This is a genomic window from Lysobacter sp. Root494, from assembly GCF_001427225.1.
Lineage (GTDB): Bacteria > Pseudomonadota > Gammaproteobacteria > Xanthomonadales > Xanthomonadaceae > Agrilutibacter.
Map to the genome: position 1 here is coordinate 357,517 of NZ_LMFH01000006.1, position 16,961 is coordinate 374,477.

Here is a 16,961-nt window from a genome sequence, read left to right on the forward strand (position 1 = left end):
AATGACATCAGTCCAACGCAACAGGTCGTGCGTCCCCAACCGGCGCTCCTTGCGGGGTGTGACCATGATCGAGGTGCTGGTTGCGGTCGTCGTTCTGGCCTTCGGGCTGCTGGGAATCGCAACCATGCAGATGTCCGCGTTGCGAAACAGCCAGAGTTCGATGGATCGCAGCCAGGCGACTGTCCAGAGCTACGCGATCCTGGACTCCATGCGCGCCAATCTCTCGGTAGCGCGCATTGGCGGTTACGACCTTACTCCCATGACCTGCTCGACCCCTGCGCCGGGCACGCTCGCGCAGAACGATCTCAGCGCATGGATGACATCCTTGAAACAGAGCATGGGGGAATCCGCCTGCGCGAAGATCGTCTGTGGTGGTGTCGAGTGCGAAATCACGGTCCAGTGGGACGACTCCCGCAACAAGGGCGGTTCCTCCGAACAGCAGGTCGTGACGAGGACTCGCCTATGAACAAGCGATGCGCTGGCAACTCCGGACAACGCGGCGTCACGCTCGTTGAGCTGATGGTCGCGATGGTGCTTGGACTGATCGTATTGGGCGCGGTCACCACGGTGTTCCTTTCCAATAGCCGGACTTACGCGGCGACCGAAAGCCTTGGCCGGTTCCAGGAAAATGCCCGCGTCGCATTCGAGCTCATGGCGCGCGACATCCGCGAAGCCGCCGGCAATCCGTGCTCGAGGAACCTGCCTGTCTACAACGTCCTGAACGCGCCAGGCTCCGTCTGGTACACCGAATTCACCGCGGGAGTCCGTGGCTATGCGGGAGGCATGGCGTTTCCCGATGCGGCCTTCGGCACGGGCGCCGGACAACGGATCGCGGGTACCGATGCCGTCGAACTCAAATCTGCGGTCGCGGAGGGCGTCGCCATCGTCCGCCACAATCCGAGTTCGGCCCAGTTCAAGCTGAGTACCGCAAGTCACGGGCTGTCGGACGGCGATCTGGCCCTTGCCTGCGATTTCGGCCAGGCCGCGGTCTTCCAGGTCACGAACGCGCAGCCGGGCATCAACGATACGGTTGTCCACAACAAGGGCGTCGGCACGCCGGGCAACTGCAGCAAGGGGCTGGGCTGGGGCGCTACCCGAAACTGCAGCACCAATGGCAACAGCTATGCATTCGGTTGCTACATGGGGAAGTGGGAAGCGGGCGACTGCGCGGATGAGAACCCGAAGGATGGTGCGCCGGATCGATGGCCGGCGACCATCGCCAGATTGCGGATGAGTCGTTGGTACATAGGTGTCAATGCGCGTGGCGGGCGTTCGCTGTACCGCTCCAGTCTCCGCAATACGGGCGGCGTACCCGGAGTTCAGCGGGACGAGATCACCGAAGGCGTGCGGGACATGGAGCTCACCTATCTCGTTGCAGGTGCAACGCAGTACGTCGACGCGGCGAGTGTCGCTGCCGGTGACTGGACATCCAACAACGTGATTGCCATGCGCATCGATCTCACGCTGATCGGCAACGAGCCTCTGGGTACGGACGGCAGTCCGCTGCAACGCAGGCTGATCCATGTCGTAACCATCCGGAATCGCAACCGATGAGCCGCCGTGTTCGAACACTGTCTTCGTCTCCTCGCCAGCAGCGCGGCGCGACGCTCGCCGTCGTGCTGATCCTGCTGCTGGTCATGACCCTGATTGCCCTGGCCAGCCTGCGCGGCACTTTGATGCAGGAGCAAATGGCTTCCAGTGCTCTTGATCGCAGTCGTTCGTTTCAGGCGGCGGAAGCGGCACTCCGGGAAGGTGAGGCGATAGCTGCGAATCCGGGTACGGTCTTGCCCGCATCCGGTTGCGAAGGGGGGCTGTGCGCAAAACCCGATCCGGCGGCTGCGCCGGTTTGGGAGGACGCCACCGTCTGGAGCACCGCACCGGAAGTCACGGTGAATCTCGGCGACGAAACTGCAAAGTCCAGATACATCGTCGAGCTGCTTGCCGACGATATTCCGCCGACCGGCAGCTGTACGACTACCGGTGACGTCTCCGAAACCACGTGCAGCGGCAAGGAGAAACGCTATCGGATCACCGCACGCAGCCAGGCAGCCGGGCGGGCGGAAGTCACCTTGCAATCCATTTTCGCGGTTCCCTGATCGGAGTTACTCGTGAGAACCCAACAGCAGCATCCGATGAAGGCTGGCAAGTGCTATCGCGACGGCATCATTGCATCGTGCATTGCCTTCCTGGCCACGGTGGCGGCGTTTCCAGGTCACGCGGTCAATATCCCTTCGCTCCCGTTGCAGTCCGGATCGGCGTATCCGCCTGCCAACGTGCGCTTCATCCTTGACGATTCGGGTTCGATGAATCTCATCGCGATGCCTGCAGCACTGGCGGACCCGAACTACGAAAACGGCACGGGCGCATCGGGAAATCTCGATTCGACCAACGTCACTCATGCCTCGTATGGCCACAACACCATCTACTACAACCCGGCGACGACGTATCTGCCGTGGATACGAGCAGACGGCACGCGCTACAGCGGTGGACAGGCATACAACGCCGCATACCGGCACACTGCCCTGCTGGCGGATCCGGTCAATCTGGGAAACAGCGTCCAGACGTTCTACGTGCCCAGGACCGGCGCTTCGATCGCCAGTACGAGCAACTCCGACTTCTACCGCTACCAGATCCGTGCCGTTGCCGGCGCGCTGAGGGTAGTGCGCGCCGAGTGGCGCAATAACGGCAACGCAAACGGCGACGGAGGCTCGGAGAACCGGGGTTGCGGCAATTCCGGCGCGACCTGGCGGAACTGCGTATTCGCAACCCCCACGGGGCGCAGCGAAACGGATGAAATGGTGAATTTCGCTACGTGGTATTCGTACCATCGCAGCCGAATGAAGGTGGCCAAGGCGGGAGCCAGCGAAGCGCTCAGTCAGGTCGGGGACAATCTGCGCATCGGCCTCGACACCATCAACCGCAATACCAGCGGCATACCGTTTGATATTCCCGTCGGTAACGACAATGGCTTGTTCAAGGGCAGCAACAAAGCTACGTGGTTCGAGCGCCTGCACGCGGCGGAGGGCGGCGACAGCACGCCGCTGCATCGCGCGTTGCAACGCGCGGGCAACTACTTCTCCCAGACCGGGAGTGGCGGACCTTGGGGGCCCGAAAACGCCAACCAGATCAGCTGCCGCCAGAACTTCGCGATTCTGACCACTGACGGGTTCTGGAACAGCACGACCGGGTTCAGCAGCGTGGGCGACACCGACGGAACAGAGGGCACCGCAATCACCAACTCGGCGGGCAAGACGTATGCCTACAAGGTGGAACGCCCCTACTACGACAACTTCGTTGAGACCGGCGCAAAAAGCCGCGGAGACACGCTTGCGGACGTAGCGATGTATTACTGGAAGCGCGATCTGCGAGGAGACCTGGAGAACAATGTTCCGGACTCGTTCGCCGATCCCGCCTTCTGGCAGCACATGGTGACCTTCGGCGTCTCCATCGGCCTGAAGGGCCGGTTGAACCCCAAGAGCGATTTGCCGGCGATAAGCAACGGCACGAAACATTGGCCCGATCCGATCAATGGGGGCGAAAACGCGGATCGTATCGATGATCTTTGGCACGCTTCGGTAAACGGACGTGGCGATTTCCTGGTTGCCTCCAATACCAGGGAGTTCGCCCAGGGATTGCTCGAAGCTTTCGCGATCGTGGCCCAGCGCCTGGGTTCAGCGTCGAACGTGACAGCCAACAGCACTTCTTTTTCCTCCGATACACGCGTTTATCAGGCGAGCTACGTCTCGGGGAAATGGTCGGGCGAACTGGCTGCATACGATGCTACGTCGGCGGGGGTCGCGACAACGCCGGCCTGGAAGGCTTCGACGCGGATCCCTGCTTCCGGACGAACCATCCTGACCTGGAATGGCGTGGGTGGGGCGACGTTCCCTACCTCCGTGCAGATTTCGCAGCTGGACGCGAGCGATCGCATCACCTCGCCGGTAAGCGGCGAAGACAACGCCAGTTACGTCGCCGGGACCCGCTCCAGGGAGCGGCAGAACGGTGGCGAGTTGCGCGACAGGGCAACCGTTCTTGGCGACATCGTCAATTCATCGCCCATGTATGTGAAGGAAAGCGAGACCATCTTTGTCGGTGCCAACGACGGCATGCTTCATGCCTTCAACGCGCTTTCCGGTGCGGAACTGTTTGCTTACGTACCCGGCGGCATCGACTTTTCCGGACTGAAGTCACTGAGTGATACCCAGTATTCCCACAGGTACTTCGTCGATGGTCCGGTCGTCGTTTCAACGAGCAGGCAGACACCGGGCAGGAACTATCTCGTCGGAACGCTCGGGCGCGGGGGCAAGGGCGCGTATGGCCTTGACGTTACGAATCCGGGGAGGTTCCGCAGTTCGAACGTGCTCTGGGAGATGACTGCGGGCAGCAATCTTGGTTACGTGCTGGGCGAGCCGCTGATCGTCACGCTCAATGACGGAACCAAGGCCGTTGTCTTCGGCAATGGTGTCAACAGCACCAGCGGCAAGGCTGTGCTTTATGTGGTCGATATTGCTACGGGAGTCGTGCTCGAAGAGATCGATACCGGTGAGGGCGGCGACAATGGACTTTTTGCGCCGCGTGGCTGGGATGACGACGGCAACGGCACGGTCGACTACATCTACGCAGGCGACCTCAAGGGAAACGTATGGAAGTTCGATTTCACCACCAGTGACCCGCAGGTGGCGCTGGGCGGGAAACCTCTGTTTACCACGCCAGCCGGTCAGCCGATTACGGCTGGACTGGCACTCGCACGCGAGCCGGCTCCGACTGGACGGCGCTGGGTTTTCGTGGGGACCGGCAGCTTCATGTCCAGCGCCGACCTTACCGACGCGACCGTCCAATCCGTCTACGGATTGATCGACGATGACACCGAGGTAGGCAGGAGCGACCTCCAGATGCGTGACATCGTGGCCACCGCGATGGTCAACGGGCGCTTACAACGCGCTTTTGAACCGGCCGCTTCCCTGCCAGCAGGCAAGAAGGGCTGGTACCTGGACCTGGATGCGCCCGAACCCGGTGAACGCATCGTCAGCAGGCCACAGGTGCGCGGCAATGTCCTGCTTTTCTCGAGCCTTGTCCCGCCTGCGAACGACACGTGCGAGGCAGGAGGAAAAGGCTTCGTCAATGCAATCGATGTCTTCACCGGGACTGGCCTGATTGAACCGTACTTCGACGCGAACGGCGACGGCTCGGTAGACGAAAACGATTCGCTCACTGTTGGCGGGGACAAATTGCCGGTTGGTTCAGTCGACCTGGGAGTCGGAATGCCCACGCTCCCGACCGTCATCGACAACCTGCTGGTTGTCGGGGGTTCCAAGGGGAACATGGGGCAGACGGTGGTGAACCCGCAGGGAGGCCAGGCCCAGCGGCTCTCGTGGCGAGAGATTTTGGGGGATTGATGGTGCATCACCGAATGTTGAGGCCTTTCCCCTCGCAACGCAGGGCAGGCATCGCCAGCGTCCGTGGCTTCACGCTGATCGAATTGATGATCACATGCGCATGCGTAGCAATCCTTGCTGCAATTGCGGTCGCCAGCTACGAATTCGCGATCGTCAAGACGCGACGGGGGGCAGCCCAGGCATGCCTGACAGACTCCGCGCAATTCATGGAACGCTGGTATACGACCCACCTCACGTATGCGGGAGCTCCTGATCCGAGCTGCGGCTCCGAAGTGGGAAATCACTATGCGATCGCATTCGCAGGGACTCCGGACGGCACCTCCTATACGCTTCGGATCTCTCCCCAAGGCAGGCAGGCAGAAGTCGAAACCAAATGCGGAGCCATGACGCTCAACCAGGCGGGACAGAAATCTGCGGCAACCACGGAATGCTGGAAGTAGTAGCGCCGACCGCCAGGCGCATCCCATAAAAAAGGCCCGCTCAGAAGCGGGCCCTTTTTGTCCGAGTGTTCAGCAGCGCTCAACGGCTAGCGAAGCGTCGCGCGTCCATTCTGCACGCGCACGTAGGAGCCCTCGCGCACGCCATTGAGATCGTTCTGCGTCACGGTAACCACGCGTCCGTCATCCATGCGGACATAGACGTTATAGCGGGGCCCGCGGACATTCTTTTCGATCACATTGCCGGCTACCGCACCGGCAACGGCGCCGGCGGCGGTGGCGGTATTGCGGCGGCCCTTGCTCTTGTCGTCGGCGATTTCACGGCCCGCTGCCGCACCGACCAGGCCACCCAGTACGGCACCGGTCACGCCACTGGTGGGTTGGCCGACCTGTTCGATGCGGGTCACGGTCCCGCAGTCGTAGCAACTGGCCTGGCCATAGCTGCTGGTGCTGCCGCCGTAGTAGCCGTTGTTGCCGTAGCCCGGGGAGGTGGCGCAGCCGGCCAACGCTATCGAGGCCGCAGCTACGCAGATCAGGAGGGGATTGCGGATATTCATGCGACGCTCCTTGTAGGGGACATCGTGGTAGCGGCACACGCATGCACCGCCTCAACCACGTGTCGCCAAACTAGGCGCGTTCGCGTGAACCGGCCATCAACCTCGCGGCTTCATCCGCCGCCGTGTTCAGGAGTCAGCGGGCAAATGTTTGTGCCGTGTCAGCGGAAATCCTGGTGGCAGGCCTTGCAGTCCGCACCGATGTTCTTGTTCAAGGCAGCCACGGCTTCGCAGTTGAGCGGTGGCGAAGCGAGGGCGCCGTCGAGCGTCCCGCGGATCTTGCTTGCGGCCGCGGTGAAACGCTGGTCGTCGGCCAGGCCGGGGAACGCACGCTCGAGGTCGTCGGCAGTCGTGCGCAATGCCTTGAGGTGCGGCAGCGTGTCGGTCGCGGCGCAACGGTTCTGTTCGACCGCCTTGGCCAGCTGCGCCATGTGCCAGCCCTGCACGTGCATCAGGCTTTCCGGGAAGTGATCCTTGCGGGCGTCCCATGCGCGAAGTCCCATCACGACACCCACCGCGCCCAGGACCAGGCCCAGCAGGAATAGGAAGAGATACTTCGAGCCATTGCCCTTGCGGACGGTGACGCCGGGATTCGGATCGCTCATGCCTGACTCCTGTGATGCGCCGTGTGGTCGCGATTGCCGCGAACCATAACAAGGCGGTGGCCTGATTCGCCACCAAGCGGCGCCCGGGCCGCGTTGGCGCGCCGCTTACAATATCGGCATGACCACGCAAGCACTGGACTCCCGCTGGCAGGAGCGGTTCGGCGGCATCGACCGTCTCTATGGCAAGGGCGCGTTGAAGCGCTTCGCGCACGCCCGTGTCGCCGTGATCGGCGCGGGGGGCGTCGGCTCATGGGCCGTCGAAGCCCTGGCCCGAACCGGCATCGGCCACCTGTGCCTGATCGATGCCGACGACCTCTGCGTCTCCAACACCAACCGCCAGTTGCCGGCGTTGCAAGGCCAGTACGGCCGCAACAAGGTCGAAGCGATGGCCGAACGCTGCCGCGCGATCAATCCCGGCATCGAAGTCGAAGCTATTCCAAGTTTCCTCACGGCAGGCAACGTCGAGGCTCTGCTCGATCGCGGCTTCGACCTGGTGCTGGACGCCTGCGACAGTTTCCGCAGCAAGGTCGAACTCATCGCATGGTGCCGACGGCGCAAGCTGCCCTTGATCGTGTGCGGCTCCGCGGGCGGACGTACTGATCCCACGCTGGTGCGCGTGCGCGATCTTTCGCGAACGGAGCATGACGCCATGCTCGCCCTGATCCGCAGGAAGCTGCGCAGCGAATTCAATTTCCCCAAGAACCGCGATCGCTATTTCGGCGTCTCGGCAATCTATTCGCTGGAAAACGTGCAGTATCCGCAGCCGGACGGCACGGTGTGCGGCGTACGTCCGCCGGTCAGTGGCGAGGCGGCATTGAAGCTGGATTGCGGCGCCGGACTGGGTGCGGCAACGCACATCACGGGGACGTTCGCATTCGCGGCGGTGGCGAAGGCGATTGAGATTTTGTTGAAGCAGAAGAAGTAGGAGCTCCGTCAGTCTTCGCCGGCCGGCAAGGCGAACAACCGACGCGCATTTGCGGTGGTCACCGTCGCAACGTGCGCTTCCTCTTCGCCGCGCAGCTCCGCAATCACCCTGAGTACTTCACACAGGCGCGCCGGTTCATTGCGCTCGCCGCGAATGCCGGCATCAGGCTGGTCCGGAGCATCGGTCTCCAGCAGCAGGTGCTCGAGCGGCATTTCAGCCGCCAGCTTGCGCAGCCGGTTGGCGCGTTCGTAGGTCACCGGCCCGCCGAGGCCCAGCATGAAGCCGAGATCCCACAGCTGCCGTGCCTGTTCCATGCTCCCCGGGTAGCTGTGGATCACCCCGCGCAGTCTCCCCACCTTGCGGATTGCGGCGATCACCGCATCGACGGCGCGTCGTGCATGCACGATCACGGGCAGGTCGAACTCACGTGCAAGTTGCAGCTGGCCCTCGAAGTAATGCGACTGCGCGTCGCGATCGAGACCCTCGACGAAATAGTCGAGACCGCATTCGCCGACGGCCAGCGGGCGCTCGCGTTCGATCCATTCGCGCAATTGCGCCAGGTGCTCCTCGCGATGCGCTTCGAGATACATCGGATGGAGTCCGTACGCAGGAAACAGTCCTGCGGCCTGGGTGCAGACTTCCCGCAGTTTCGGCCAGCTCGCCGCATCCACGGCGGGGACCATCTGTTGCTGCACGCCGGCGCTACGCGCCCGGGAAATGACTGCTTCTCGGTCACCATCGAACTCGGCAGCGTCGAGATGACAGTGGCTGTCGACCAGCACCATGCCGTCAGCGACGGGTCTCGCCTTCGATGACGTTCCTCGGCGGCTCCGGCGTCTTGCGATTTCTGAAATTCGCGAGCAACAGGCTGCCCAGGCCGAGCAGGATTTCATCCGCCAGCGGAATGAAGTCGGGAATGATCAGATCGATGACGAACAGCACGGTCGTAATCACGAACAGCCGCGGATAACTCAGGCGGCCGAGGAAGCCGAGGACAGGAGCGAGAAGGGGATTGGCCATGACGCGAACCCGAAAAACTGGATATGTGGACGCTATCACGCTGTGAACAACGGTTTCGCATCCGTTAGATTTTTGTTGCCGTGGCTCCGCGCTCGTTCAGGTTCGTGGTGCTGCAATGCAGCCGTCCGATCAACCCGCGGGGCCAACCCGCAGCAGGAGGCTTCAGATGAACAAGAACATGCTTGCCGTGGCGCTGGCTTCACTGCTGGTGGGTGGCGTCGCAGTCGCGGCGTACAACAGCTTCCGCAGCAACGACAACACTGCTGCCAACGATTTCGCTACGGCGAATCCGCAGGCAACCGCTGGCGTCGAAGGCGACCTGGCGGCCAACGGTGCAATCGATGCCAGCAAGCTCGAATATGCCGACGTGGTGAACGTCAAGGAACTGACCGAGAAGAAGCCGCTGTACGCCACCGTGATCGGCACCGAGCCGGTCAAGGAAACCAGCACCACCTCGACTCCGCGTGAAGTCTGCCAGGACGTCGTCGTGCAGGAGCGCGCTCCGGAACGCGACGGCAATGTCGGCGGCACGGTGGCGGGTGCGATCATCGGCGGCCTGGTCGGTAACCAGGTGGGCGGCGGTACTGGCAAGAAGGCCGCAACGGTCGCGGGCGCCGCGGCCGGTGGCTACATCGGCAATCGCGTCGATCGCAATCATGTCGGCGGCAAGGTCGTAAGCCGCACCGAACGCCAGTGCCACACGGTTTCCGACTCGAGCACCTCGAGCAAGACCGTTGCCTACAACGTGACGTACCGCAATCCGGACGGCACCACCGGCACGATGCGCACCGGCAGCAAGCCGGGCAGCCAGATCCGCCTGGGCAGCGAGAACGAAGTGGTCGGCTACAACGTGACCTATCGCTACAACGGTGCCGAGCAGACCATCCGCATGGATGAGAAGCCGGGCGACAAGCTGCCGGTCATCAACGGCGAAGTCGTTACCCAGACCGCTTCGGCGGCCTCGGACGGCACCCAGGGCTGATCCGCAGCAGCAGGCAGCACCCCGACGGGGCCGGATTATCCGGCCCCGTTTGTTTTCTGGGACCGGAAGCTGCAGGAGCCGCCCCTCATCATTCCGCAGGATCGATCGTCGCTTTGCACCGGCGGGCGCCGGACAGTCGGCCATTCCACGGCTGCCGCCCCCGAAAACGGGCCGATACAATGGCGAACTTTCTCCGCGCCCGAGCATTTCCCGATGGCCCTGCCTTCCAACGACCTGTACGACGTCCGTTCCCTGCTGAGCGAAGAAGAGCGGGCCGTGCAGGACACCGTCGCGCGCTTCACCAACGAACGCGTGCTGCCGATCATCGGCGACGCCTTCGATGAAGGCCGTTTCCCGCGTGAACTGGTGCCGGAAATCGCCGAACTGGGCCTGCTGGGTTCCTCGCTTCCCGAGAAGTACGGTTGCGCCGGCCTCAATGCCGTCAGCTACGGCCTGATCTGCCAGGAACTCGAACGCGGCGACAGCGGCATCCGCAGCTTCGTCAGCGTGCAGTCCTCGCTGTGCATGTATCCGATCTTTGCCTATGGCAGCGAAGAACAGCGCGAGCGCTGGCTGCCATCGATGGCGCGCGGCGAGACGATCGGCTGCTTCGGCCTGACCGAGCCGCACGGCGGTTCCGATCCGGCCAACATGAAGACCAACGCCCGCAAGGATGGCGGCGACTGGGTCCTCAATGGCTCGAAGATGTGGATCACCAACGGTAACCTGGCCGACATCGCCATCGTCTGGGCGCAGACCGATGAAGGCATCCAGGGCTTCGTCGTCGAGAAGGGCATGGCCGGTTTCGCCGCGCAGGAAATCAAACACAAGATGTCGCTGCGTGCGTCGGTCACCAGCGCCCTGTACCTCGACAACGTGCGTGTGCCGGAAGCCAATCGCCTGCCCAACGTGAAAGGCCTGAAGGGTCCGCTCGGCTGCCTCACCCAGGCGCGTTATGGCATCACCTGGGGACCGATCGGCGCGGCCATCGCCTGTCTGGACGAGGTGCTGGACTACACCAAGGAACGCATCCTGTTCGACCGCCCGGTGGCGGCAACGCAGAGTGCGCAGATCAAGATGGCCGAAATGGCCCGCCGCATCACGCTGGCGCAGCTCCTGGTCGTGCAGCTCGGCCGGCTGAAGGATGCAGGCAAGATGCAGCCCGCGCAGGTCTCGCTGGCGAAGTGGAACAACTGCCGCATGGCGATCGACATCGCGCGCGAATGCCGCGATCTGCTCGGTGGCGCCGGCATCACGACGGAACACGCCGCGATCCGGCACGCGCTCAATCTCGAATCGGTCATTACCTACGAAGGCACCGAAACCGTGCACCAGCTGGTGATCGGCCGCGAACTGACGGGTATCAACGCGTTCTGATGTTGCAAGCGCCGTCGCGCGAAAGCGCGATGTCGGGAACAATCGCAAACACCAGGGAGGACAGCCGTGGCAGTTCCTGATGTCCAGCTCGAAACATCGCGCCTGATCCTGCGCGTGCCGCGCATGGAAGATTTCGATCGCTACGCCGAGATGCTCGCGGACGAAAGCTCGCACCATATCGGCGGTCCGCTGCAGCGCCACGATGCGTGGCGACGCTTCCTGCAGATGCCGGGCGCGTGGATGCTGCAGGGTTTCGCGATGTTCTCGGTGATCGAAAAGGCGAGCGGCCGCTGGATGGGCCAGGCGGGCCCATGGCAGCCGGATGGGTGGCCAGGGACTGAAGTCGGCTATTCGTTCCACCCCGATGCACGCGGCAAGGGCTATGCGACCGAAGCTTGCGCGGCGGCGATGGACTGGGCATTCGACGTGCTGGGCTGGAGCGAGGTGATCCATTCCATCGCACCGACCAATACGGCATCGCAGGCGGTCGCGCAGCGGCTGGGTTCTCGAAATCGCGGCCCTGGCAAGTTGCCGGCACCGCTTGATGTGCATCCGATCGAGATCTGGGCCCAGACCCGCGACGAATGGCTCGCACGCAGGGAAGTCGCCGCGTGATCACCGTCTACGGTTTCTCGCCCTCGGGCAATTGCCACAAGGTGCGGCTGTTGCTGGAGCAGCTCGGCCGCGACTATCGCTGGGTCGAGGTCAACAGCGCGATCGGCGAAACACGCCAACCTGGATTCCTGGCGAAGAACCCGAACGGCAGGGTGCCCTTCATCGAACTCGATGATGGCCGCGTGCTCACCGAATCCAACGCGATCCTGCACTGGCTCGCGGAAGGCACGCCTTTCCTGCCGATCGATCCGTGGCAGAAGGCGAAGGCGCTGAGCTGGATGTTCTTCGAGCAGTACAGCCACGAGCCGTACATCGCCGTTGCACGCTTTATCTCCGGCTGGACGCCCATCGATTCGCCGCGTCGCGCCGATCTGCCACGACTGCGCGAACGCGGCCACGAGGCGCTCGCGGTGATGGAGCGACATCTCTCGTCGCATAGCTGGTTCACCGGCGACTTCTATGGCATCGCGGATATCGCGCTGTTCGCCTACACCTGCGTCGCGGGCCACGGCGGCATCGGTCTCGAGCGCTATCCGGCGATCCTCGACTGGCTGGCGCGCGTGTCCGAAGTGCCCGGATTCGTGTCGCTTCCGCAGCCGGATGCTGCTGCGCAGGCGCTGATCGATCAATCCACGTAGGGCGGGCTCAAGCCCCACCTTGCGACCACTCCAATGGCGGGCCTGAGCCCGCCCTACGAAATGACCCCCATGTTCGCAACTGTTCCGAACCCCATTCCCGCCCGCATGAAAGGCCTCAACCGGGCCGAGATCTGCGACGTCAATTTCAGCGAGTTCGTAAAAGCGTGGGATGGCCGCAGCGATGCGAAGCCGACGGCGCACGAGGCCATCCTCGATGGCAGCGCGCTCGATGCGCAGGGCTTCCGTGAACTGTTCGAGTCGCAGCTCATCAGTCGGCACCTCGACCTGATGGCGCGCGTGCTGCGCGTCCAGAACAAGGTCTTCTACACCATCGGTTCATCGGGACACGAAGGCAACGCGATGGTCGCGCGCCTGACGCGCCACACCGATCCGGCATTCCTGCATTACCGCTCCGGCGGCTTCATGGCCGAGCGTTTCCGCAAGTTGCCGGGCACCGGCGGTAAGAAGCTTGATCCGGTGATGGATTCCGCGCTGTCCTTCGCTGCCAGCAAGGACGATCCCGCATCGGGTGGCCGTCACAAGGTGTGGGGCAGCAAGCCGTTGTGGGTGCTACCACAGACGTCGACGATCGCTTCCCACCTGCCCAAGGCATTGGGCACCGCGGTTGCCATCGAGGCCGGCAGGCGCCTCGGCCACCAGTTGCCGGTCCCGGATGACAGCATCGCGATCTGTTCGTTCGGGGATGCGTCGGCGAACCACGCCACTGCGCAAACCGCGTTCAACGCGGCCGCGTGGACTGCGTACCAGAAGCTGCCGGCGCCCGTGCTTTTCGTATGCGAAGACAACGGCATCGGAATCTCGGTCAAGACGCCGAGCGGCTGGATAGCCAATCGTTTCCAGCACGTGGATGGCCTCGACTACTTCTTCGCCGACGGCCTCGACCTTGCCTCGGGCTACGGCGATGTGCAGAAGGCCGTCGAGCATTGCCGTCGCACGCGCCGCCCGACATTCCTGCATCTCAAGACCAACCGGATCATGGGCCATGCCGGTACCGATTTCGAGATCGAGTGGCGTTCGGTCGAAGAGTTGTGCACGGTAGAAGCCGCAGATCCGCTGTTGCGTTCTGCCGAGATCGCCCTCGAGTCCGGGCTGATGTCGAAGGATGAAGTCCTCGAGCTGTACGAAGCGACGCGGAAGAAATGCTTCGCTGCCGCGGAAGAAGCCGATCGTCGCCCCAAGCTGGACAAGCTGGCCGATGTGATCGCACCACTAGCTCCGTACTCACCGGAGAAAGTGAAGCGGGAAGCCGCACGCGCCGATTACGGCGATCGCCGCCTCGAAGTCTTCGGCAGCGAAGCGAAGCTCCCGGAGAACCAGCCACCCCGCCACCTCGCCATCCAGATCAACAACGCGCTGCACGACATCTTCGCCAAGTATCCCGACACGCTTTTGTTCGGGGAGGACGTGGCGCAGAAGGGCGGCGTCTATACCGTCACCAAGGGCTTGCAGAAGGCGTTCGGGCCGCGCCGGGTGTTCAACACGCTGCTCGACGAAACGATGATCCTGGGCATGGCGCAGGGATTCGCGAACATGGGCATGCTGCCGATTCCCGAGATCCAGTACCTCGCGTACTTCCACAACGCCTGTGACCAGATCCGCGGCGAAGCGGCTTCACTGCAGTTCTTCAGCAACAACCAGTACGCCAATCCGATGGTCGTGCGCATCGCGGGCCTGGGTTACCAGCGCGGTTTCGGTGGCCACTTCCACAACGACAACTCGATCACCGCGCTGCGCGACATTCCGGGACTCGTGGTCGGTTGTCCGTCGCGCGGCGATGATGCGGCGACGATGCTGCGCACGCTCACCGCACTGGCGAAGGTCGATGGCCGCGTCAGCGTATTCCTCGAGCCCATCGCGCTGTACATGGCCAAGGATCTGTACGAAGCGGGCGACGGCCAATGGCTCACGACGTACCCGAAGCCTGACGAAGCGATGACGCTCGGCGAAGGCCGCGTCTACGGCGAGGGTAACGACGACCTGGTGATCTTCAGTTACGGCAACGGCGTGCCGATGAGCCTGCGTGCGGCGCGTGCCATCGAAGCCAACCACGGCTGGAAAGTGCGCGTGGTCGACCTGCGCTGGCTGGTACCGCTCAACGAAGCCTATATCGTCGAACAGGCCAGGTCGGCCAAGCGGATCATCATTGTCGATGAAGGACGCCACAGCGCCGGCGTTGGCGAGGGCGTCATCACGGCGATCGCCGAAGGGGGCTTCGGTGCGCGACCGTTCCAGCGCGTCGTGGGTGTCGATACCTACACGCCGCTGGCCGGCGCTGCTTTCCTGGTGATTCCGGGCGAGGACGACATCGTGGCCGCTGCCGGCAGGCTCGCGTAGAGTGGGGTCAGGCCGCTGCTCGTGCGCTAAAGGCGAAAAGAATGAAGCAGGCAAAAAGGCGGGCGTTTGAGCCCGCCCATGGCCACATACTTCTTCAGCGGGCGAGTCCTTCGCCGAGCGGAAACTCGCGTACTTCGATGGCGCCTGCCTGGAGCGCAATCAGCTCACGCTCAAGTGGTGCAACAACCAGCGCAAGATGCCGCTCGCCATCATCCGCGCTCGCAACCAGGTGGCCGAGCGGTTGCCCGCCAGCAAGCAGGTCGTCACCGGCACGCATCGCTTCGTTGCCTTCGACCAAAGCCAGGCCACGCTTCACTTTCCCGAGGAAGTGCGTGCGTGCGACGATTTCCTGGCCTGGATAGCAACCCTTCTTCACGCTGAAGGCATTGAGCCGATCCAGTGACAGCTGCTGCGGCGTCCAGTGATCGCTCTGCGAAGAGGGGAGGCGCGGCAAACCATGCTCCAGGTCGAACGCTGCCCAGCGCTGCATCCATACAGCATCGTGCGAAGCGGTCGAATCCGGCACGATGCGCAAAGTGCGCGGGCCAGCGTCCGCACTGAAGTCGAGCTCCACGCCGGACGCGGGATCGCCCGTCAGATCATTGCCACGTGCCACCGAGGGCGACGCGAAGGCACCTTCCACGTGCAGATCGTCGCGCACGGCGATCGTGACCTTGGCCCTGAAGACGAAGCGCTGCAGCGCCGCCGCCAGCGCCACCGGGTCGGTATCCGGCACGAGCAGCCACAGAGTTTCTTCGTCGAACTTCAGCAGCGCAAACAGCGCAATCACGCGTCCCTTGGGTGTCAGCCACCCGTTCCATTGCCATCGTCCGGGGGCGAGCAACTTCAGATCATTCATGAACTGCGCCTGCGCAAATGCCGACGCATCACGCCCTGAAAGGGCGATCACGCGGTGGTCGGGAAGGGCGAATGCCCGGCCCGGCAAGGCCTGCGGGTTGTCATGCATGGGGGCTGGGAACTAAAATTTCGTACTCAGATGATAGGCCAATCCTCCCAGAAGGCCCCGTACGAGAACGTCATCGACGTTCCGTCCGACGCAGAGCAGACGCCCGCGCCGACCGGTTCGAAGACGGATCACCCGAAGGAGTGGGGTGGACGCGAAGGTCCGGAGCCCACCCGTTACGGAGACTGGGAAAAGAACGGCCGCTGCATCGACTTCTAGCTTTCACGCTCCACAGCTCACTCCGCACTTCCGCCACGCGGCCCTGCCGCCCAGCCGAGAGACACCGCACGCTCATGGCCGAACACCCACGCGTTCGCGAACGTCCCTTGTCGCCCCACCTGCAGGTTTACAGCTGGCAGGTGCAGATGGTGACTTCGATCCTTCACCGCGCGACCGGCATCGTTCTCGCCCTGGGCAGCCTGCTCATGGTCTGCGCGTTTGTCTCGCTGGCCGCTGGCCCTTCGAGTTGGGCGGAGTTCAGCGCATTCGCGCGTTCGCCGCTGGGCTTCCTGATCATGTTCGGCTGGAGCTGGTCGCTCGCCTATCACCTCATCAACGGCATCCGCCACCTGGTGCAGGACGCGGGTTACGGCTATGCGATCGCGAACTTCGTGCGCAACAGCTGGATTTCGGTGTTCGGCAGCCTTGTGTTGACGGCGTTGATCTGGGTCGTGGCGATCATGCAGCGGGGTGGCGCATGAGCTTTCCCAGCAACCGCCTGCGCACGCCGCTGAAGAACGCGCGCGGCCTCGGCTCCGCGAAGGATGGCACGCACCACTTCGTGCTCCAGCGCATCACCGCGATCGCGCTGGTGTTCCTGTCGCTGTACGTCATCGGCCTGATCATCTCGCTCATCGGCGACGACTACATGACCGTGCGTTCGGCCGTGGCGAATCCGTGGAACGCGACGCTGCTAGTGGCCTTCGTCATCGCGACGTTCTGGCACGCCAAGCTCGGCCTACAGGTCATCATCGAGGACTACGTGCATACGCCGTGGTCGGCGACGACGCTGCACCTGCTCAACATCTTCATCTGCGTCCTCGCGGCACTCGCCAGCGTGCTCGCCATCATCCGCATCGCGCTGGGAGCCTGA

General features: G+C 63.3%; 19 protein-coding genes. 14 read left to right on the forward strand and 5 right to left on the reverse strand.

Translation table 11 applies throughout. The annotated features are described in order from the left end of the window. Position 1 precedes the first annotated feature (1 nt). The 5 genes from pilV to ASD14_RS11000 are packed head-to-tail and all read left to right on the forward strand — an operon-like array spanning position 2 to position 5,836. On the forward strand, positions 2-466 hold the full coding sequence (gene pilV, locus ASD14_RS10980; protein ID WP_056133555.1) for a type IV pilus modification protein PilV: 465 nt from the start codon (positions 2-4) through the stop codon (positions 464-466). Beyond that, the gene (locus ASD14_RS10985) at positions 463-1,554 is read left to right on the forward strand and encodes a prepilin-type N-terminal cleavage/methylation domain-containing protein (RefSeq protein WP_056133302.1); all 1,092 of its coding nucleotides are present in this window, start codon (positions 463-465) and stop codon (positions 1,552-1,554) included. The genes pilV and ASD14_RS10985 overlap by 4 nt, the downstream gene beginning before the upstream one ends. Continuing rightward, complete coding sequence (locus ASD14_RS10990) at positions 1,551-2,096, forward strand: PilX N-terminal domain-containing pilus assembly protein (protein WP_056133305.1); 546 nt, start codon at positions 1,551-1,553, stop codon at positions 2,094-2,096. Before ASD14_RS10985 ends, ASD14_RS10990 begins: the two co-directional genes overlap by 4 nt. 36 nt (positions 2,097-2,132) lie before the next feature. Continuing rightward, a complete protein-coding gene (locus ASD14_RS10995; RefSeq protein ID WP_235565385.1) occupies positions 2,133-5,396 on the forward strand; it encodes a PilC/PilY family type IV pilus protein in 3,264 nt (1,087 codons plus the stop codon). A 14-nt stretch (positions 5,397-5,410) separates the two neighbouring features. Beyond that, complete coding sequence (locus ASD14_RS11000; protein WP_056133308.1) at positions 5,411-5,836, forward strand: type IV pilin protein; 426 nt, start codon at positions 5,411-5,413, stop codon at positions 5,834-5,836. Positions 5,837-5,922: 86 nt separating this feature from the next. On the opposite strand, the gene ASD14_RS11005 is transcribed toward ASD14_RS11000, so the two are convergent. Then, entirely contained in the window at positions 5,923-6,390 is a 468-nt protein-coding gene (locus ASD14_RS11005) for a glycine zipper 2TM domain-containing protein (RefSeq protein ID WP_157475281.1), read from the reverse strand. Between the two features lie 158 nt (positions 6,391-6,548). Continuing rightward, positions 6,549-6,992, reverse strand: coding sequence for a hypothetical protein (locus ASD14_RS11010; RefSeq protein ID WP_056133311.1), 444 nt, complete (start codon positions 6,990-6,992; stop codon positions 6,549-6,551). 133 nt (positions 6,993-7,125) lie between these two features. Here ASD14_RS11010 and ASD14_RS11015 point away from each other — a divergent pair, with 133 nt between their 5' ends. After that, the gene (locus ASD14_RS11015) at positions 7,126-7,917 is read left to right on the forward strand and encodes a tRNA threonylcarbamoyladenosine dehydratase (RefSeq protein ID WP_056133563.1); all 792 of its coding nucleotides are present in this window, start codon (positions 7,126-7,128) and stop codon (positions 7,915-7,917) included. Between the two features lie 8 nt (positions 7,918-7,925). Here ASD14_RS11015 and ASD14_RS11020 read toward each other — a convergent pair whose 3' ends face one another. Both ASD14_RS11020 and ASD14_RS11025 read right to left on the reverse strand, forming a co-directional pair. After that, positions 7,926-8,702: a TatD family hydrolase gene (locus tag ASD14_RS11020; RefSeq protein ID WP_056133314.1), complete on the reverse strand. Its 777-nt coding sequence runs from the start codon at positions 8,700-8,702 to the stop codon at positions 7,926-7,928. Between the two features lie 4 nt (positions 8,703-8,706). Continuing rightward, positions 8,707-8,937 carry a DUF6116 family protein gene (locus ASD14_RS11025; protein WP_056133317.1) on the reverse strand — a complete coding sequence of 77 codons (231 nt, stop codon included), beginning with the start codon at positions 8,935-8,937 and terminating at the stop codon, positions 8,707-8,709. A gap of 166 nt (positions 8,938-9,103) precedes the next feature. Here ASD14_RS11025 and ASD14_RS11030 point away from each other — a divergent pair, with 166 nt between their 5' ends. The 5 genes from ASD14_RS11030 (at position 9,104) to ASD14_RS11050 (ending at position 14,904) form a co-directional block, all read left to right on the forward strand. Beyond that, a complete protein-coding gene (locus ASD14_RS11030; RefSeq protein WP_056133320.1) occupies positions 9,104-9,919 on the forward strand; it encodes a glycine zipper 2TM domain-containing protein in 816 nt (271 codons plus the stop codon). A gap of 213 nt (positions 9,920-10,132) precedes the next feature. Further along, complete coding sequence (locus ASD14_RS11035; protein WP_056133321.1) at positions 10,133-11,296, forward strand: acyl-CoA dehydrogenase family protein; 1,164 nt, start codon at positions 10,133-10,135, stop codon at positions 11,294-11,296. Between the two features lie 66 nt (positions 11,297-11,362). Continuing rightward, positions 11,363-11,911 (forward strand): GNAT family N-acetyltransferase, encoded by a 549-nt coding sequence (locus ASD14_RS11040; protein WP_082538919.1) that lies wholly within the window; start codon positions 11,363-11,365, stop codon positions 11,909-11,911. Continuing rightward, a complete protein-coding gene (locus ASD14_RS11045) occupies positions 11,911-12,549 on the forward strand; it encodes a glutathione S-transferase family protein (RefSeq protein WP_235565393.1) in 639 nt (212 codons plus the stop codon). Before ASD14_RS11040 ends, ASD14_RS11045 begins: the two co-directional genes overlap by 1 nt. 60 nt (positions 12,550-12,609) lie before the next feature. Beyond that, positions 12,610-14,904 (forward strand): thiamine pyrophosphate-dependent enzyme, encoded by a 2,295-nt coding sequence (locus ASD14_RS11050; protein ID WP_157475283.1) that lies wholly within the window; start codon positions 12,610-12,612, stop codon positions 14,902-14,904. 94 nt (positions 14,905-14,998) lie between these two features. Here ASD14_RS11050 and ASD14_RS11055 read toward each other — a convergent pair whose 3' ends face one another. Further along, positions 14,999-15,763: a folate-binding protein gene (locus ASD14_RS11055; protein WP_235565386.1), complete on the reverse strand. Its 765-nt coding sequence runs from the start codon at positions 15,761-15,763 to the stop codon at positions 14,999-15,001. A 138-nt stretch (positions 15,764-15,901) separates the two neighbouring features. On the opposite strand from ASD14_RS11055, the gene ASD14_RS11060 reads away from it, so the two are divergent. The 3 genes from ASD14_RS11060 to sdhD all read left to right on the forward strand — a co-directional run bounded on the left by ASD14_RS11060 (position 15,902) and on the right by sdhD (position 16,961). After that, positions 15,902-16,087, forward strand: a complete 186-nt coding sequence (locus tag ASD14_RS11060; protein ID WP_157475285.1) for a succinate dehydrogenase assembly factor 4 — start codon at positions 15,902-15,904, stop codon at positions 16,085-16,087. A 74-nt stretch (positions 16,088-16,161) separates the two neighbouring features. Continuing rightward, positions 16,162-16,569, forward strand: a complete 408-nt coding sequence (gene sdhC, locus ASD14_RS11065; protein WP_056133333.1) for a succinate dehydrogenase, cytochrome b556 subunit — start codon at positions 16,162-16,164, stop codon at positions 16,567-16,569. Next, positions 16,566-16,961: a succinate dehydrogenase, hydrophobic membrane anchor protein gene (gene sdhD, locus ASD14_RS11070; protein WP_056133336.1), complete on the forward strand. Its 396-nt coding sequence runs from the start codon at positions 16,566-16,568 to the stop codon at positions 16,959-16,961. Before sdhC ends, sdhD begins: the two co-directional genes overlap by 4 nt.

Coding starts and splice junctions, on each gene's coding strand:
- ASD14_RS10995 (WP_235565385.1), top strand. CDS start 2,133: ATGAAGGCTGGCAAGTGCTATCGCGACGGCATCATTGCATCGTGCATT.
- ASD14_RS11050 (WP_157475283.1), top strand. CDS start 12,610: ATGACCCCCATGTTCGCAACTGTTCCGAACCCCATTCCCGCCCGCATG.
- ASD14_RS11010 (WP_056133311.1), bottom strand. CDS start 6,992: ATGAGCGATCCGAATCCCGGCGTCACCGTCCGCAAGGGCAATGGCTCG.
- ASD14_RS11025 (WP_056133317.1), bottom strand. CDS start 8,937: ATGGCCAATCCCCTTCTCGCTCCTGTCCTCGGCTTCCTCGGCCGCCTG.
- sdhC (WP_056133333.1), top strand. CDS start 16,162: ATGGCCGAACACCCACGCGTTCGCGAACGTCCCTTGTCGCCCCACCTG.
- pilV (WP_056133555.1), top strand. CDS start 2: ATGACATCAGTCCAACGCAACAGGTCGTGCGTCCCCAACCGGCGCTCC.
- ASD14_RS11020 (WP_056133314.1), bottom strand. CDS start 8,702: ATGGTGCTGGTCGACAGCCACTGTCATCTCGACGCTGCCGAGTTCGAT.
- sdhD (WP_056133336.1), top strand. CDS start 16,566: ATGAGCTTTCCCAGCAACCGCCTGCGCACGCCGCTGAAGAACGCGCGC.
- ASD14_RS10990 (WP_056133305.1), top strand. CDS start 1,551: ATGAGCCGCCGTGTTCGAACACTGTCTTCGTCTCCTCGCCAGCAGCGC.
- ASD14_RS11060 (WP_157475285.1), top strand. CDS start 15,902: ATGATAGGCCAATCCTCCCAGAAGGCCCCGTACGAGAACGTCATCGAC.
- ASD14_RS11035 (WP_056133321.1), top strand. CDS start 10,133: ATGGCCCTGCCTTCCAACGACCTGTACGACGTCCGTTCCCTGCTGAGC.
- ASD14_RS11005 (WP_157475281.1), bottom strand. CDS start 6,390: ATGAATATCCGCAATCCCCTCCTGATCTGCGTAGCTGCGGCCTCGATA.
- ASD14_RS10985 (WP_056133302.1), top strand. CDS start 463: ATGAACAAGCGATGCGCTGGCAACTCCGGACAACGCGGCGTCACGCTC.
- ASD14_RS11055 (WP_235565386.1), bottom strand. CDS start 15,763: ATGAATGATCTGAAGTTGCTCGCCCCCGGACGATGGCAATGGAACGGG.
- ASD14_RS11030 (WP_056133320.1), top strand. CDS start 9,104: ATGAACAAGAACATGCTTGCCGTGGCGCTGGCTTCACTGCTGGTGGGT.
- ASD14_RS11000 (WP_056133308.1), top strand. CDS start 5,411: ATGTTGAGGCCTTTCCCCTCGCAACGCAGGGCAGGCATCGCCAGCGTC.